The organism is Actibacterium sp. MT2.3-13A (assembly GCF_018139985.1).
GTDB lineage: Bacteria > Pseudomonadota > Alphaproteobacteria > Rhodobacterales > Rhodobacteraceae > JAGSOU01.
Genome location: NZ_JAGSOU010000001.1, coordinates 361,922 through 377,383, shown reverse-complemented (window position 1 = coordinate 377,383; position 15,462 = coordinate 361,922). Strand labels below are relative to the sequence as shown.

General features: G+C 69.9%; 15 protein-coding genes. 2 read left to right on the top strand and 13 right to left on the bottom strand.

Annotation, left to right across the window (positions count from 1 at the left end):
* Window position 1 precedes the first annotated feature (1 nt).
* From KCI33_RS01865 to KCI33_RS01845, 5 genes are all read right to left on the bottom strand, one after another.
* Window positions 2-319, bottom strand: a complete 318-nt coding sequence (locus KCI33_RS01865) for a DUF3775 domain-containing protein (protein ID WP_212523043.1) — start codon at window positions 317-319, stop codon at window positions 2-4.
* A 61-nt stretch (window positions 320-380) separates the two neighbouring features.
* Window positions 381-1,112 carry an SDR family NAD(P)-dependent oxidoreductase gene (locus KCI33_RS01860; RefSeq protein WP_212523042.1) on the bottom strand — a complete coding sequence of 244 codons (732 nt, stop codon included), beginning with the start codon at window positions 1,110-1,112 and terminating at the stop codon, window positions 381-383.
* Entirely contained in the window at window positions 1,109-1,672 is a 564-nt protein-coding gene (locus tag KCI33_RS01855; protein WP_212523041.1) for a DUF3833 domain-containing protein, read from the bottom strand. The genes KCI33_RS01860 and KCI33_RS01855 overlap by 4 nt, the downstream gene beginning before the upstream one ends.
* Entirely contained in the window at window positions 1,669-2,433 is a 765-nt protein-coding gene (locus KCI33_RS01850; RefSeq protein WP_212523040.1) for a DUF1365 domain-containing protein, read from the bottom strand. The genes KCI33_RS01855 and KCI33_RS01850 overlap by 4 nt, the downstream gene beginning before the upstream one ends.
* On the bottom strand, window positions 2,430-3,725 hold the full coding sequence (locus KCI33_RS01845; RefSeq protein ID WP_212523039.1) for an FAD-dependent oxidoreductase: 1,296 nt from the start codon (window positions 3,723-3,725) through the stop codon (window positions 2,430-2,432). The genes KCI33_RS01850 and KCI33_RS01845 overlap by 4 nt, the downstream gene beginning before the upstream one ends.
* A 227-nt stretch (window positions 3,726-3,952) precedes the next feature.
* Here KCI33_RS01845 and KCI33_RS01840 point away from each other — a divergent pair, with 227 nt between their 5' ends.
* The gene (locus KCI33_RS01840) at window positions 3,953-4,489 is read left to right on the top strand and encodes a sigma-70 family RNA polymerase sigma factor (RefSeq protein WP_249138836.1); all 537 of its coding nucleotides are present in this window, start codon (window positions 3,953-3,955) and stop codon (window positions 4,487-4,489) included.
* Window positions 4,490-4,494: 5 nt separating this feature from the next.
* Window positions 4,495-5,142, top strand: a complete 648-nt coding sequence (locus KCI33_RS01835; RefSeq protein ID WP_212523037.1) for a ChrR family anti-sigma-E factor — start codon at window positions 4,495-4,497, stop codon at window positions 5,140-5,142.
* 18 nt (window positions 5,143-5,160) lie between these two features.
* Here KCI33_RS01835 and rmuC read toward each other — a convergent pair whose 3' ends face one another.
* From rmuC to KCI33_RS01795, 8 genes are all read right to left on the bottom strand, one after another.
* On the bottom strand, window positions 5,161-6,333 hold the full coding sequence (gene rmuC / locus KCI33_RS01830; protein WP_212523036.1) for a DNA recombination protein RmuC: 1,173 nt from the start codon (window positions 6,331-6,333) through the stop codon (window positions 5,161-5,163).
* Window positions 6,330-8,174, bottom strand: a complete 1,845-nt coding sequence (gene mutL, locus KCI33_RS01825; protein ID WP_212523035.1) for a DNA mismatch repair endonuclease MutL — start codon at window positions 8,172-8,174, stop codon at window positions 6,330-6,332. Before mutL ends, rmuC begins: the two co-directional genes overlap by 4 nt.
* A gap of 43 nt (window positions 8,175-8,217) precedes the next feature.
* Window positions 8,218-9,531, bottom strand: coding sequence for a pitrilysin family protein (locus KCI33_RS01820; protein WP_212523034.1), 1,314 nt, complete (start codon window positions 9,529-9,531; stop codon window positions 8,218-8,220).
* Window positions 9,528-10,871, bottom strand: a complete 1,344-nt coding sequence (locus tag KCI33_RS01815; protein ID WP_212523033.1) for a pitrilysin family protein — start codon at window positions 10,869-10,871, stop codon at window positions 9,528-9,530. Before KCI33_RS01815 ends, KCI33_RS01820 begins: the two co-directional genes overlap by 4 nt.
* A gap of 87 nt (window positions 10,872-10,958) precedes the next feature.
* On the bottom strand, window positions 10,959-11,504 hold the full coding sequence (locus tag KCI33_RS01810; protein WP_212523032.1) for a DUF3035 domain-containing protein: 546 nt from the start codon (window positions 11,502-11,504) through the stop codon (window positions 10,959-10,961).
* A 53-nt stretch (window positions 11,505-11,557) separates the two neighbouring features.
* The gene (lspA, locus tag KCI33_RS01805; RefSeq protein WP_212523031.1) at window positions 11,558-12,028 is read right to left on the bottom strand and encodes a signal peptidase II; all 471 of its coding nucleotides are present in this window, start codon (window positions 12,026-12,028) and stop codon (window positions 11,558-11,560) included.
* A gap of 7 nt (window positions 12,029-12,035) precedes the next feature.
* Window positions 12,036-13,625 (bottom strand): bifunctional phosphoribosylaminoimidazolecarboxamide formyltransferase/IMP cyclohydrolase, encoded by a 1,590-nt coding sequence (purH, locus tag KCI33_RS01800; RefSeq protein ID WP_212523030.1) that lies wholly within the window; start codon window positions 13,623-13,625, stop codon window positions 12,036-12,038.
* Between the two features lie 21 nt (window positions 13,626-13,646).
* A complete protein-coding gene (locus tag KCI33_RS01795) occupies window positions 13,647-15,407 on the bottom strand; it encodes a heparinase II/III family protein (protein ID WP_249138835.1) in 1,761 nt (586 codons plus the stop codon).
* Window positions 15,408-15,462: the final 55 nt, after the last annotated feature.

Sequence of the window (15,462 nt, the reverse complement as noted above, 5' to 3'; positions counted from 1 at the left end):
CTCAGAGGAACTCCTCTTCCTCGTCGGTGGGGGAGATCCCCAGCTTTTCCATCCCGTCCTCGAGGTAGTCGCTGAACAGCGGCATCCCCAGCAGGTAATCCTCGGTTGGGGTGATGGCCTCGGCGCGGGCGGTGGCCAGCGCCTCTTCCCAGTCCTCGGGATCGTAGGTTTCGCGCCCGATCCAGGTCAGGGCGACGAGGCTGGCCTTCTCATCCTCGTTCAGCCCGGCGATGAAGGCACGCAGCTCGGCCTCGCCCACGCTTTGCTCGCGGGCCTGAAAGATGATGTGCACGACTTTCCTGGGGCTGATCTCAAGCATGGTTGGCCTCCCGTCCTAACTCCGTCCGTTGTCCCCCTTTCGGCGGGCGGAGACAAGAGGCTTAGGCGAAGATCCGGTAATAGAGCCAGTCCGGCAGGAACCGTCCCAGCCGGAACGCCCAGGCGAAGGGCGCGGGGAAGCTGCGGGCGAAACCGCCCGCGCCCATGTGCTCGAAGATCACCTGCGCCGCCGCGTCAGGCTCCATGAGAAAGGGCATGGCGAAATCGTTCTTGTCGGTCAGCCGGGTGCGGACGAAGCCGGGATTGACCAGTTGCACCTCGACGCCGGTCTCCCGCAGATCGGCATGAAGCCCCTCGGCCATGGCCATCACGCCCGCCTTGGAGGCGGCGTAGCCGGTGGCACCGGGCAATCCGCGAAAGCCCGACAGGCTGCCCACGATCACGACATGGCCGGCGTCGCGCGCGGCGAAGCCGGGCACCACCGCGCCCAGCACCCGCGCGGTGCCGGTGAAATTCACGTCGCACATCGCCTCCACCTGGTCGGCGCGCCAGTCCCGCGCCGCCATCGGCCAGTAGAGGCCCGCCAGGATCACCACCCCGTCGATCTGGCCCGCCGCTTCGCGCGCGGCACGCACCGAGGTGCTGTCGGAGACATCCACCGGCACCACCGCCGCCCGGCCCGGCAGGGCATCGGCCAGCGCCCTGAGCCTCTCGGCACCCCGCGCGCTCAGCACCAGATCGACGCCGGCACGGCTCATCTTTGCGGCCAGCGCCCGGCCCAGCCCCTCGGAGGCGCCGACCAGCCAGTAGCGTTTCCCCGCCCAGTCCCTCACGCGGCCTCCTTGCGGCGCATTGTGGCGACCAGCTCGGCCACCTTGATCCCGTATTTGCGGAACTGGCTGCGGTTGATGATCACGCCGGTCTCGGTCAGATACATCCAGTCCACCGCATCCAGCACATGACCGCCGGCATCCTCGGGCAGGCGGAGGCGGTAGCGCAGCCGCACCGCCGCGCCCGCCTGCCGGCCCCTCCCGGCGCCCAGAACATCGGGCGCCTCGGCCCGGATGGCGCCGTCGTTGCCCAGCGTCAGCACCCAGCGGCGCGACTGGATGGCGCCGCTGTCATAGCGCAACACTTCGGTCATGGTGCCCACATTGCCCTGCCAGCTGGCCTCCATATCCGCCACGAAGCGCGACGTGACACGACCCGTGGGGCCGTAGATCACCCCCTCGCACAGGAGCGGGCCCGAAAGATGCTCGCGCAGGTCGAAACGCGGGGCGGTGGCGGCGTAATCCTCGGGCCGCTGGGCGGCGAAGCCCCACAGCCGCTGGCGCAGGATCAGGGCCAGCAGGACCGCGGCCATCCCGGCCAGGAAGATCAGAGCATTGGTCATCGGGTCACCTCTTCCGCGGGCGGCGGCGTATGGGCGCGGTAACGCGCGCCCTTCAGGGCCAGCCGGAACGCCTGCCAGTGGATCAGCCCCAGCACCCGGACCGCGCCGAGGGGGCGGCGCAGGCAAGCCCCGAGGATGCCGCGGTTGGTCAACGGTTTCCGAGGGCCGGTCAGCGTGGCGCAAAGCCCCTCCGCGCCGTCGGAAAAATCGATCCAGATGCCAAGCTTTTCCGCCCCGATGTCGAAGCGGAAACTGTAGCCGCCCGCGATCGGCTGGAAGGGCGAGACATGGAACACCTTGCGCGCGGCCAGCCGGTCGCAGGGTGTGATCGGGCGCTGGTCGGGATGGGCGCAGAGGTAATTGTGCCGGTCGCCGAAGGTGTTGTTCACCTCGGCGATCACCGCGCGCAGGCTGCCGTCCGCAGCGAAGCACAGCCAGAAGCTGACCGGGTTGAATTCCATCCCCAGCACCCGCGGCTGGGTCAACAGGCGCACCGGCCCGTCGGCCTTGTCAAGCCCGTGCTCGGCCAGCAGCGCACGCACCCAGGCCGCGCCGCGCCCCGCACCGCGCGGGCCGCCGTGGTCGCGGTCGAACACGGCAAACAGGTTGCGTCCGTTGCGCGAGAACAGGCGCGGGGCACGCGGGGCCGCCTCCTCGGCATCGAGCAGAACGTAATCCACGCCGTAGCGGAAGGCATGGCGCACCGCGCCGCGCCGCCCGTGAAAGGTGACACCGCGAATATGCTCGACTGCGCCGCTCATGCCGCCGCCGCCCGGTCCTGCAGGCGCGTCATCGCCTCGGCCACCTCCACCGCGCTTGCAAACCCGTCCTCGTGAAAACCGTTTCGCATCCAGGCGCCGCAGAACCAGGTGCCCCGCACCCCGTTCATCGCCCGGATCTTCTGCTGCGCGGCCAGGGCGGCGCGGTCGTAGACCGGGTGGCGGAAGGTGACGCTGTCATAGATCAGCTGCTCCCGGATCGGCCGCGCGCTGTTGAGGGTCACGAACATCGGATCGTCCCGCGGGATCGGCTGGAGCGAGTTCATCCAGTAGGTCAGGTCGATCCGGTCGGAGCCCTTGCCGCGCTCCTCGGTATAGACCCAGCTTGCCCAGGCGGCGCGGCGGCGGGGCATCAGCGAGCTATCGGCATGCAGCACGGCCTCGTTCGGCTGGTAGCGTATGGCCGAAAGCGCCGCGCGCTCCTGCGGCGAGGCGTCGGCCAGCAGCGCCAGCGTGTCGTCGGAATGGGTGGCGAAGACCACCTCGTCGAATGCCTCCCACGCGCCGCCCGCGGCCTTGACCTCAACGCCGGCGGCGGGGCGGCGCACCGCGTCCACCGCCGCGCCGAGGCGCAGCTCCACCCCCTGCGCGGTCAGGGCCGTCTGCAGCCTGCGCACATATTCGACCGAGCCGCCCTTCACCGTATACCACTGGTGCTGACCGGTATGGCTGAGCAGCGCGTGGTTGTCGAAGAACTGCACAAGCGCGCGGGCGGGGAAATCCATGATCCGCGCGCAGGGCGTGGACCAGATCGCCCCCGACAGCGGCAGGATGTAGCGGTCGCGGAACCACGCGCCGGTGCCCAGCCGCTCCAGCAGCCCGGCGATGGTCAGTTCCGGGTCGCGCGCGGTCTCCAGCGCGCGCGCGTTGAAACGCAGCACGTCGCGCAGCATCCCCATGAATCGCGGATTGGCGAGGTTGCGCTTCTGCGCGAAGACAGCGCGCAGGTTGCGCAGCCCGTATTCGAACCGCCCACCATCGAGCGACGCACCGAAGCTCATGTCGCTTTCGACCACCGGCACCTCCAGCTCGTCGAACAGCGCGCTCAGATGCGGGTAGTTGGCACGGTTGAACACGATGAAGCCGGTATCGACGGCCCGGTCGCCGCGCTTGCCCGCCAGCACCGTGCGCGCGTGCCCGCCCAGCCGCGGCGCCGCCTCGAACAGCACGACGCGGTGCCGTCGGCCCAGCAGCCGCGCGGCGGCCATGCCGGAGATGCCGCCGCCGATCACGGCGACGCGCCGGGGCGCGGGGGTGGGGTGGTCGAAGGGCATGGGCGGGCTCCTGCTGGGTGGTTCGCGTTGCCCCGTGTTACGGCCGGGCCGGGCGCGCGGATCAGAGAAAAAGCTTTGATCCGATCGCACCCGGCGCGCGTAAGCTTGTCATGTTGACCGACACTGGCCTCGCCGAGATTTTGGATGCGCCCCCGCCCGCGCGCCCCTATGCTGTTCCCCGCCGGGCACGGGCCCGGCGCGGCGGCAAGGGGACGGAAACCTACGCGATGTCGGCTGACAGGGATTGGATTGAGCTGGTCGGGAGAATCCGCGACCACCGCGATCAGGAGGCGTTTCGCGCCCTGTTCACCCATTTCGCGCCGCGGGTGAAGGCCTTTCTCATAAAATCCGGCGCCCGCCCCGACACGGCCGAGGAATGCGCGCAGGACGTGATGGCGACGCTGTGGCACAAGGCGCATCTCTTCGATCCCACCCGCGCAAGCGTGGCGACCTGGGTCTTCACCATCGCGCGCAACCGCCGGATCGACCTGCTGAGAAAGGAACGCCGCCCCGAGCCCGAGGATCTGCCCTGGGGCCCCGAGCCGGAGCTGAACCCGGCCGAGGCGTTGGGCCTGCAACAGGAGAGCGCGCAACTCGCCGCGGCCCTGTCCGCCCTGCCCGAGAAACAGCGCCACCTGATCGAGAAAGCCTATTTCGGAGAACTCAGCCACAGCGAGATCGCCGCCGAAACCGGCCTGCCGCTGGGCACCATCAAGTCGCGCATCAGGTTGGCGCTCGACCGCCTGCGCCATGCAATGAAATGACTGCCATGACCAAGATCACGCATCACCTGACCGACGCCCTGCTGATGGGCTATGCCGCGGGCGCGCTCCCCGAGGCGTTCAACCTGGTGATCGCCGCGCATGTCTCGCTCTGCGACGAATGCCGGGCGCGGCTGGGCAGTTTCGAGGCGCTGGGCGGTGCGGTGCTGGAGGACGCGGACGCCGAGGCGGCGCTGGCCGACGACAGTTTCGCGGCGACCCTTGCGCGCATCGCGGCCCGGCCCGCCGAGGCACCGGGGCCCGCGCCCAAGCCGGGCCTGTTCCCCACCCCGCTGCAGGATTATGTCGGTGGAGACCTGGCGGCGGTGAAATGGCGCGGCTTCGGCACCGGGGTGCGGCAGGCGATCCTGCCCACCTCGTCCGCGGCCACGGTGCGGCTGCTGTGCATCCCGGGCGGCGTGGCGGTGCCCGATCACGGCCACAGGGGGCTGGAGCTGACGCTGGTCCTGCAGGGCGCATTCCGCGACGAGGACGGGCGCTTCGGCCCCGGCGATGTCGAGGTCGCGGGCGAAGAGATGGAACATACCCCCGTGGCCGAGGCGGGCGAGGATTGCATCTGCCTAGCCGCCACCGACGCGCCGCTGCGGTTCAAGTCGCTGCTGCCGCGGCTGGCGCAGCCCTTCCTGCGGATTTGACCGGCCGCTCCACGGGGCTCACACCTTCGGCGAGTTGAGCGGCACCACGCGCTCTGCGGTATCGGGCGCCAGTTCCTCGAAATCGAAATTGTCCAGCCGCTGGGCCCGGCGCCCGGCCTTTTCCGCCGAGATCTTGATCTCGGAGATGTCCTTCGACGCCTGGTGGAAATGCTTGTCGAGGTTTTCAACCCGCGTGCCCAGCCGGTCAACATCGGCGTAAAGCAGCGCCAGCTCCTTGCGGATGGCGCCGGCCTGCGCGCGCATGCGGGCGTCCTTGAGGATCGCGCGCATGGTGTTCAGCGTGGCCATGCAGGTGGTGGGCGACACGATCCAGACCCGCGCGGCAAAGCCTTCGCGCACCAGTTCGGGGAAATTGGCGTGCAGTTCGGCATAGACGGCCTCGGACGGCAGGAACATCAGCGCGCCGTCGGCGGTCTCTCCCTCGATGATGTAGCGATCGGAAATCGCCTTGATATGACCCCGGACCGAAGTGCGCAGCATCCGCGCCGCCTCGTTCAGCTCGGCTTGCGTCGATGCCCGGCGCAGCGCCTCGTAGGCCTCCAGCGGGAACTTGCTGTCCACCACGATCGGCCCCGGCGGGTTCGGCAGGTGGATCAGGCAATCCGCCCGCCGCCCGTTCGACAGCGTGGCCTGCAGCGCGTAGCTGTCCGAGGGCAGCGCCTTGGACACGATGTCGTTGAGCTGGATCTCGCCGAAGGCGCCGCGGGTCTGCTTGTTGGACAGGATGTCCTGCAGGCTGAGCACGTCGCCCGAGAGCTTCTCGATATTGGCCTGGGCCTTGTCGATGGTCTGCAGCCTCTGCTGCAGCTCGCCGAGCGACTGCGCCGTCCGCCGGGCCGAGCCGTGCAGGTTCTGGTTCATCTGCTCGGTCACCTGCTGCAGGCGGCTTTCCATCAGCTTCAGCATGTTGGCCTGGCTGGCGGCCTGCGCCTCGGAGACATGGGTCAGGCCCCCTGACAGCTGCTGCTGCCCATCCGAGAGCATCTGCACCCGCTGGCCGAGCTGGTTCATCTGGTAGATCAGCGGCTCGGCCGCGGCGGCCGAGCGGCCGGCGCGGTTGAGGGTGACGACCAGCAGGATCACCACCAGCAGGAACGCCCCCACCGCCAAAAGCGCGGCCAGCACCAGTGGATCGTTCAGCGAATAGCTCTGCCCGGAAATCTCGTTCATGTGCGCCCGAACAGCCTTTCGATATCGGAGAGTTTCAGCTCCACATAGGTGGGCCGACCGTGGTTGCACTGCCCGGAATGCGGCGTCGCCTCCATCTCGCGCAGGAGCGCGTTCATCTCGTCCGCGCGCATCCGGCGCCCGGAGCGGATGGAGCCGTGGCAGGCGACGCGGCTCAGGATCGCCTCGATCTTTTCCTGCACGATCTGGCTGTCGCCGAGATCGTCCAACTCGTCGAGGATGTCGCGCAGCAACGCGCCGGCGTTGATCTCGCCCAGGATGGCGGGCGTCTCGCGCACCGCCACCGCGCCGCCGCCGAAGGGCTCCAGCGCCAGCCCGAGGCGGGCGAGGTTGTCGGCATGTTCCATCAGCCGGGCGCAGTCGCCCTCCGACAGATCCACGATTTCGGGGATCAGCAGGGCCTGGCTGGCGACGCCGTTCTCGGCCATCTGGCGCTTGAGCCTTTCGTAGACCAGCCGCTCATGCGCGGCATGCTGGTCTACGATGACGATGCCATCGGCGGTCTGGGCGATGATGTAGTTCTCATGCACCTGCGCGCGGGCGGCGCCCAGCGGCAGGTCGTCGGCGGCCATGTCCACCGCCTCCTCGACCCGGGCCGAGGGCGCGGCGGCCTCGGCGAAGCCGGGGGCCTGCACGGGCATCAGAGGCGCCTGCGCCCTGTAGCCGGAGGCGAGCGCGCCGGGCGAGGGCCGGTCCATCTGGTAGACGCGGGCCGCGCCCCCAGGCTCGGGCCGGAAGGCGCCCAGCGTGGCGCCGGCCACGGTGGTCGAGGCGCGGTGCCCGGCCCCGGCCAGCGCGTGGCGCAGGGCCGAGACGATCAGCCCGCGCGCCAGCCCCGGATCGCGGAACCGCACCTCGGCCTTGGCCGGGTGAACGTTCACGTCCACCAGATGCGGGTCGCATTCGAGAAACAGCACCGCGGCCGGGTGCCGGTCGCGGCTGAGGAAATCGGCGTAGGCCCCGCGCAGCGCGCCGATCAGCATCTTGTCCTTCACCGGGCGGCCGTTGACGAACAGGTATTGCGCCACCGAGGAGCCGCGCGAATAGGTGGGCAGGGCGGCGTAGCCGGTCAGGCTCAGCCCCTCGCGGGTGGCGTCGATGGGCAGGGCGTTCTCGGCGAAATCGGCGCCGAGAATGCGCGCGAGCCGCCCGTGCAGCGCGTCGAACAAATCGCCGGTCTCGGCATCGGCGCGGAAGGCGACGCGCCCCTCGCCCCCGCCCGAGACATCGCGCAGGGTGAAGCTGACGAAAGGCTCGGCCATCGCCAGCCGCTTGATGACATCGGCGATGGCCTGCGTCTCGGCGCGGTCGGAACGCAGGAATTTCAGCCGCGCGGGGGTGGCGTAGAACAGATCGCGCAGTTCGACCACGGTGCCCCGGCTCAGGGCCGCCGGCTTCACCGCGCTCATCTGCCCGCCGGCCACGGTGATCTGCGCGGCCTCGGCCCCGGCGCGCGAGGTGATGGTCAGCCGCCCCACCGCGCCCAGCGACGGCAGCGCCTCGCCCCGAAAACCGAAGGTATGGATGTCCAGCAGGTCGGAGCCGTCAATCTTGGACGTGGCGTGGCGCGACAGCGCCAGCGGCAGATCCTCGCCCGCCATGCCGTGCCCGTCGTCGCGCACCCGGATCAGCGTCTTGCCGCCATCGGCGAACGCGACCTCGATCCGCCGCGCGCCCGCGTCCAGCGCGTTCTCCACCAGCTCCTTGACCGCGGAGGCCGGGCGTTCGACCACCTCGCCGGCGGCGATGCGGTTGATCGCGGCCTCGTCGAGCTGCCGGATTACCGGCCGATCTGCGCTTATGTTGGGGCTGGGCGTGTTCATCCTACTAGGATTAGCACGCCCGATCCCGATTCGAACAGGGGGGCTAGTGGGTGCTCTCCAGCCCCGCGGGCCGTCCCACCACCACGAAATGCAACCCGTCGGGGTTCAGCAATTCGCCCGCCACGCGACGGATATCCTCCAGCGTCACGGCCTCGATCATCGCATTGCGGGTCCTGACGTAATCCGGCGACAGGCCGTCCAGTTGCATCCCCGTCAGGATGCGCGCGATCGGGCCGTTGCCGTCGAAGCGCAGCGGATAGGCGCCGGTGAGATAGGTCTTGACCGCCGCCAGCTCCTCCTCGGTCAGGCCCTCGGTCGCGGCCTTTTGCCATTCGGCCCGGATCACCTCGATCGCCTCGGCCACGCGGTCGTTGGCCGAGGCCACCTGCCCCAGCATCAGCGCCGCGTGGTCCATCGGGTAGATATAGGAATAGACGCCGTAGGTCAGGCCGCGCTTCTCGCGCACCTCGGTCATCAGCCGCGAGGTGAAGCCACCCGCGCCCAACACCTCGTTCAGCACATAGGCGGTGATGAAATCCGGGTCGTCGCGCTTCAGCCCCTCATGGCCGAACACCGCCACCGCCTGCGGCGTGTCGAAGGGCACCACGGTCACCCCGCCCTTGAGCGCGAACTCCGCCTGCGGCGGCATCGGCGCGCCGGTCTCGGGCAGGCCCTCGAACAGGCCGTCGAGCAGCGCGCCCAGCTCCCCGGCGGTGATGTCGCCCACCGCGGAGACGATCAGCCGGTCGCGCGCCATGACGCGGGCCTTGGCCTCCACCAGATCGTCGCGGGTAAGCGCCGCCACGCTGTCCGGCGTGCCGTTGAGCGAGCTGCCATAGGGATGGTCGCCGAAGGCCAGCCGGTCGAAGGTCCGCGCGGCGATGGTGTCGGGATCCTTTTCATCCGATCGGATGATCGACAGGACCTGGCCGCGCACCCGCTCGATCGCGTCGGCGTCGAAGCGCGGCTCGTGCAGGGCGAGGCGCAGCAGCGCCATCACCTGATCGCGGTTCTCGGTCAGGGCGCGGACCGAGACCGACAGCATGTCGGCGCCCACGTCGAAGCCGATATCGGCGGCCAGCCCGTCGCGGGCGGCGGCGAAGGCGCGGGCATCCATGTCGCCGGCGCCCTCTTCCAGCAGCCCAGTCATCAGGTTGATCGCGCCGCGCTTGCCCGGCGCGTCGAGGCTGGCCCCGCCGCGGAAACGGATCTCCAGCGCCAGCATCGGGATCTCGTGGCTTTCGACCAGCCAGGCGTCGATGCCGCCGGGCGAGGTGACCTCCTGGATCTCCACCTCCGCACGCAGCGGCAGCGCCATCGCGAGGGTCAGGATCAGGGCGTGGGCGAGACGGATCATTGGGTGATCTCCTGCGGGGCTTCGCGCATCAGCCAGCCGGTGACGGCGCGGTCGCGGTCGAACAGGCGGCGGGCGGCGGCCATCACGTCCTCGGGGGTGACCTGTTGCAGGATCTCGGGCCAGCCCTGCACGTCCTCGATGCTCATGCCCACGGCCAGCGCCTCGCCATAGCGTTGCGCAAGGCCCTGGATGTTGTCGCGGGCGTAGATGTCGGCGGCGCGGCGCTGCATCTTGAGGCTGGCGAAAAGCTCCTCGTCCACGCCCTGCGCCATGAATTCGGCCAGCGCCGCGTCCAGCGCGTCCTCGGCCTGTTGCAGGCTGACGCCCTCGGCCGGGGCGACGACGAGGCCGAAGGTCGTGTCGTCCAGCGACAGCCCGTCATAGAAGGCCGACGTGAACAGCGCGGTCTGGCTCTCGAAGGTCAGCTTGGTGCCGAGGAACGACGTCGCCCCCTCGCCGCCCAACAGCTCCGCCAGGTAGCTCAGCGCCGCCGCCTCGCGCTGGTCACCGGGGTCGCGCTCGGGCGCGAGGTAGGTCCGCATCACATAGGGCTGCGCCACCCGCGGATCGGCAAAGGCGAGGCGGCGCTCGGCCCGCTGCGGCGGTTCCTGCGGGCGGGCGCGGGGCGCCAGATCGGGGTTGGCCGGGATCGGCCCGTAGTGTTTTTCGGCCAACGCGCGCACCTCGTCGGGGTCCACGTCGCCCGCGACCACGAGGATGGCGTTGTTTGGCGCGTAGAAGGTCCGGTAAAAGCCCAACGCATTCTCGCGCGACAGCAGCTCGATCTCGTGCTTCCAGCCGATGATCGGCACGCCGTAGGGGTGGTTCATGTATTGCGCCGCGCGCCGCTCCTCGCCGAACAGCGCGCCGGCGCTGTTCTCTGTGCGCTGGTTGCGCTCCTCCAGGATCACGCCACGCTCGGTGCTCACATCCTCCTCGGACAGGCGCAGGCCGGTCATGCGATCGGCCTCCATCTCCATCATCAGGTCCAGCCGGTCGGCGGCGACGCGCTGGAAATAGGCGGTGTAATCCCAGGAGGTGAAGGCGTTGTCCGACCCGCCATTGGCCTCCACCAGCTCCGAAAACCTGCCGGCGGGAAACGCCTCCGTCCCCTTGAACATCAGGTGCTCCAGGAAATGCGCGATGCCGGAGTGGCCGGCGGGCTCGTCCGCGGCGCCGACGCGGTACCAGACCATGTGCACGGCGACCGGCGCGCGGTGATCCTCGATCACCACCACCTCCATGCCGTTATCGAGGGTAAAGCTGGTGACCTCATCGGCCCGGGCCGGCAGGGCGGCGGCAAGGGCAAGGATCAGGCACAGGCCAAGACGGCGCAGCATGGGCGGTCCTCCGTGAGACAGGCTTGGCCTGAAGCTACGCCAAAGTGGCGCGGGTTCAACCCGGGGTTACGCGGATGTGAGCGGGACTCAGTTGTCCTCGGCGGTTACGCCCTCGGGCGGCGCGCCCACGGTGCGCGCCCCGGCGCGGCGCCAGCGCCACAGCTCGGCATGCTGGTCGAGCGACTGCTTGCGATAGGCCTTGTAGTAGACGTTGACGTTGAACCAGCGCTCCAGCAGGCGGCCATCGTTGCGGCGGCGGAACTCCAGGTCCTCGGCGGCCAGCGTCTGGCGGATGCCCGAGGCCACGCCGAAGCGCGCGGCATGGGCGATCAGCCCGCCATCGGCGCGCGGCGCGCCGCTCGCGGTCAGACGGGCGGGGTTGCCGCCCAGAGCAGCCACGGCATCCTCATGCGGGGTCGGGTCCACCCGGTTCGAGCCACCCGGCGTCGGCTCGGGCAGCGCGGCCAGATCCTTGGGGATCTCCACCGGCTTGTTGGGCAGGATCAGGAACTCGTCCGGCGTGCGCTTGCTGGCACGGATGTTCATCAGCTCGGGCTCTTTGCCGCGCGAGCAGGCCGACAGGCCCAGCCCCGCCACCATCGAGATCACAATCAGCACGCGCGCGGACCGCATTCACGCCTCCCTAGCCCAGTCCCCGCCCTCTTTAACGCAAGGTGCGGGGCGCGTCACGGGGTCTTCTTCCCGCCGGTGAAGGCGATCAGCCCGATCGCGCCGACGAAGATCGCGATATCGGCCACGTTGAAGGAAAACGGGTTGTCGATGCCGCAGCAGGACATGTTGAGGAAATCCGCGACCGCGCCCCAGACGATCCGGTCCAGCGCATTGCCCAGCGCACCGCCCACCAGCAGCCCGGCCGAGATCTGCGCCAGCGGGCGGGCGCCCTCGCGCCGCACCCACCAGACGACCCAGAGGCTGATCGCGGCCGCGACCGCCACCAGAACCCAGCGCATGATCTCGGCGCCGTTCGACAGCAGGCCGAAATTCACGCCCCGGTTCCACGCCATGCGAAAGTTCAGCAGCGGCGGCAGCACCTCGATCGCGCCGCGTTCGCGCAGGCCGAGCCCGTAGACCACGGCCCATTTGCTGGCCTGGTCGAGCACGAAGACCGCGAAGGCCCAGGATGCCAGCCGCCGCATGACGGGTTCAGTGCCGGAAATGGCGCATGCCGGTGAAGACCATCGCCAGACCCGCCTCGTCGGCCGCCGCGATGACCTCGTCGTCACGCATCGAGCCGCCGGGCTGGATCACGCAGGTCGCGCCCGCCGCCGCCGCCTCGAGCAGCCCGTCGGGGAAGGGGAAGAACGCGTCCGAGGCCACCGCCGAGCCGATGGTCAGCGGCTGGGGCAGGCCCAGCGCCTCGGCCATGCGCTCGGCCTTCTTGGCGGCGATCATCGCCGAATCGACCCGGCTCATCTGGCCCGCGCCGACGCCCACGGTGGCGCCGTCCTTGACATAGACGATGGCGTTGGACTTGACGTGCTTGGCCACCTTCCAGGCGAACAGCAGGTCGCGCATCTGCTTCTCGGTCGGGGCCTTCCTGGTCACCACCTTCAGATCGTCGAGCCCGACGAAGCCGTTGTCCTTGTCCTGCACCAGCAGCCCGCCCGCGACCTGTCGCACGGTCAGACCGCCGGCCGTCACGTCGGGCAGCGCCTCGGTGGTCAGCAGGCGCAGGTTCTTCTTCTTGGCAAAAATACTCTTTGCCTCCTCCGATGCGCCGGGCGCGATCACAACTTCGGTGAAGATATTGGTGATCTCCTCGGCGGTTTCGGCCTCCAGCGGCTGGTTGAAGGCGACGATGCCCCCAAAGGCCGAGGTGCGGTCGCAGTCGAAGGCCGCCTTGTAGGCCTCAAGCTGCGTCGCGCCACGCGCCACGCCGCAGGGGTTGGCGTGCTTGATGATGGCGCAGGCCGCGGCATCCGCCGGGTCGAACTCCGCCACCAGCTCGAACGCGGCGTCGGTGTCGTTGATGTTGTTGTAGGACAGCTCCTTGCCCTGATGCTGCACGGCGGTCGCCACGCCCGGGCGGTTCGTGCCGTCGACGTAGAAGGCCGCCTTCTGGTGCGGGTTCTCGCCATAGCGCAGGGTCTGGGCCAGAGTGCCCGCAAAGGCGCGGCGGCGCGGCGCGGGCTCGTCCAGCGCGCGGGCCATCCAGGCCGACACGGCCGCGTCATAGGCGGCGGTGCGCGAATAGGCGGTCAGGGCGAGGGCCTGGCGGAAGGCATAGCTGGTCTCGCCACCATTGGCCTCCAGCTCGGCCAGCAGGGCGTCGTAATCCTGCACGTCCACGACCACGTTGACGAAGGCGTGGTTCTTGGCCGCGGCGCGGATCATCGCGGGCCCGCCGATGTCGATGTTCTCGATGCAGGTGTCGTAGTCGGCGCCCTTGGCCACGGTCGCCTCGAACGGGTAGAGGTTGACCACCAGCAGGTCGATCGGGCCGATGCCGTGCTCGGCCATCGCGGCGGCGTGGGCGGGGTTGTCGCGCAGCGCCAGCAGGCCGCCATGCACCATCGGGTGCAGCGTCTTGACCCGGCCGTCCATCATCTCGGGGAAGCCGGTCACCTCGGCCACGTCGCGCACGTCGAGGCCGGCCTCGCGCAGCGCCTGCGCGGTGCCGCCGGTCGACAGCAACTCGACCCCACGGGCGGCCAGGGCAGTGCCCAGTTCCACCAGCCCGGTCTTGTCGGAAACGGAAAGCAGCGCGCGGCGCAGCGGCACGAGATCGGTCATTTTCTCATCCTGTCTTATCGCTCAGCCCGGCATGCCGGGCTCTTCATCCATCACGAGATCGCGCAGCCCTTGCGGGGTTTCCTGCGCTTTTGCAAGGGTCCAGTTGACCTGTGCGGCATAATCCACCACCCGCGACGACAACACGATCTGCTTGGTGGCGCGCGGTTTCAACCGGCCTTTTTCTAGGTAGACGCTGGGTTCGAGATGCAGCTGGGCATGGCCGTCGTGGCGGAACACCCAGATCTCGCCGGACTTGAGCGCCAGCGAGACGGCGGCCCCGCCCATGTCGATCTCGGCATCGACATCAGGGTAGAGGTGGAAGCGCACCGCATAGGGGATCCCCTGCAGCCGCACCCGGTCCATCGCCCGGTCGAAGGCCGTCCGGTCGTCATCGGAAAACGCCCCCAGCGTGTCCTCGCCGCGCAGCGACCGCCCGTCGAAGCTGAGGTCGAGCCGGCGCGCATGGATCAGCCCGTGGGTGCGGGCGTAGCCGTCGTGCCAGGCCGTGAGGCTACAGCCCTCCTGCCCGGCGCTCTGCTGCACGCCGACCTCGCGCGGGGCCTCGACCAGCAGCTCGCGCTGCTGCGCGCCGGTCAACCGCCGGGCCCCCAGCCGGGACGAGGAATAGCCCTCGATCGCCAGCGTCGAATGGCTCTGCGTGGCGCGGCCGGCGCGCCGCCAGTCCTCGCCGAAACTCACGCCCGAGCCGCAATTGACCACCACCGGCCGGCGCCCGGAGGTCAGTTCGAAGGCCAGGGTCGAGGCATGGGCGTTCTGCGAAACCGGCGCCGCCGGCGGGGCCGAGGCATCGACGATCACGCTGGTGCGCCCGGCCGACAGCCGCGCGTAGCCCATGGCGAGCCCGGTGTTGGCCGTGGCCCGCACCCCCGAGGCCGCCAGCGCCTGATCGAGCCGCCCCTCGATCCCGCGCCCGCCGCCGTGAAAGCGCGCAAGCCCGCCGTCGGCGTGGCGCAGGGCACGCAGGGTGGGGGCGATGCGCTCGATCGCGCGGATGTGATCCTTGGCCGAGACCCGCCCCGCGTCCGACAGCACCGAGGCCGCCCAGGTCAGCAGGGTGAACACCTCCAGCAGTTCCTCGGGGTTGCGGGTGGGAATACCGCCCTCGGCGCCGATCTGCTGGCGGCATTCGCGGGCCAGCGCGCGGGTGGCCGGGGCGACGTGGCGGTCCATGCCCTCCAGCGTCAGCCCGGCATAGATCAGCCCGGTCAGCGCCTCGAAGCGCGGCAGGCCGGGGGCGGCGGCCGCCCAGCGGCGGCTGAGAAAGATCGTCTGCTGCCCGAGCGAACGGAAATACGCCTCCGATCCCGCCTTGTCCTGCGCCGCCAGCAGGAACAGCGCGTGGTTGATCCAGCGGATCATGCGCCGGCCGGTCAGATCGGGCGACCAGCCGGGACCGCGGCCGCTGCCGTGGCGCGCGATCCAGCCCATCGTCCAGTCCTGCGCGCGGCTGCGCGCGGCGTGATCGCCCACCGCGGCGAGATCGTCGAGCCAGGTGAATCCGTGCAGCGCGTCCTCGAAGGCCGGCGCGGGCATGGGCAGATCCCAGATCGCGGTGCCCGGCGCCTCGACCAGGTAGCCGGCGAAGAGGAAATTGCCCGCGATCAGCTGCTTGCCGCGGGCGAAGCTGCCGATGGTGCGCGGCTCGGGCTGCGAGACGAAGCCGGTCGCGGGGCGCGCCAGCGTGCTGAGCCGCGCATGCAGCCGGTTCATCCAGCGGCCGCGCCGGGCGTGCCAGCTTTGCTGTCGGGAGGCGCCTGCCATGTGTCGGGTCTGCTCTCGCGCGGGGTCTGCCTTGGACGCGACCATACCGCCGGGT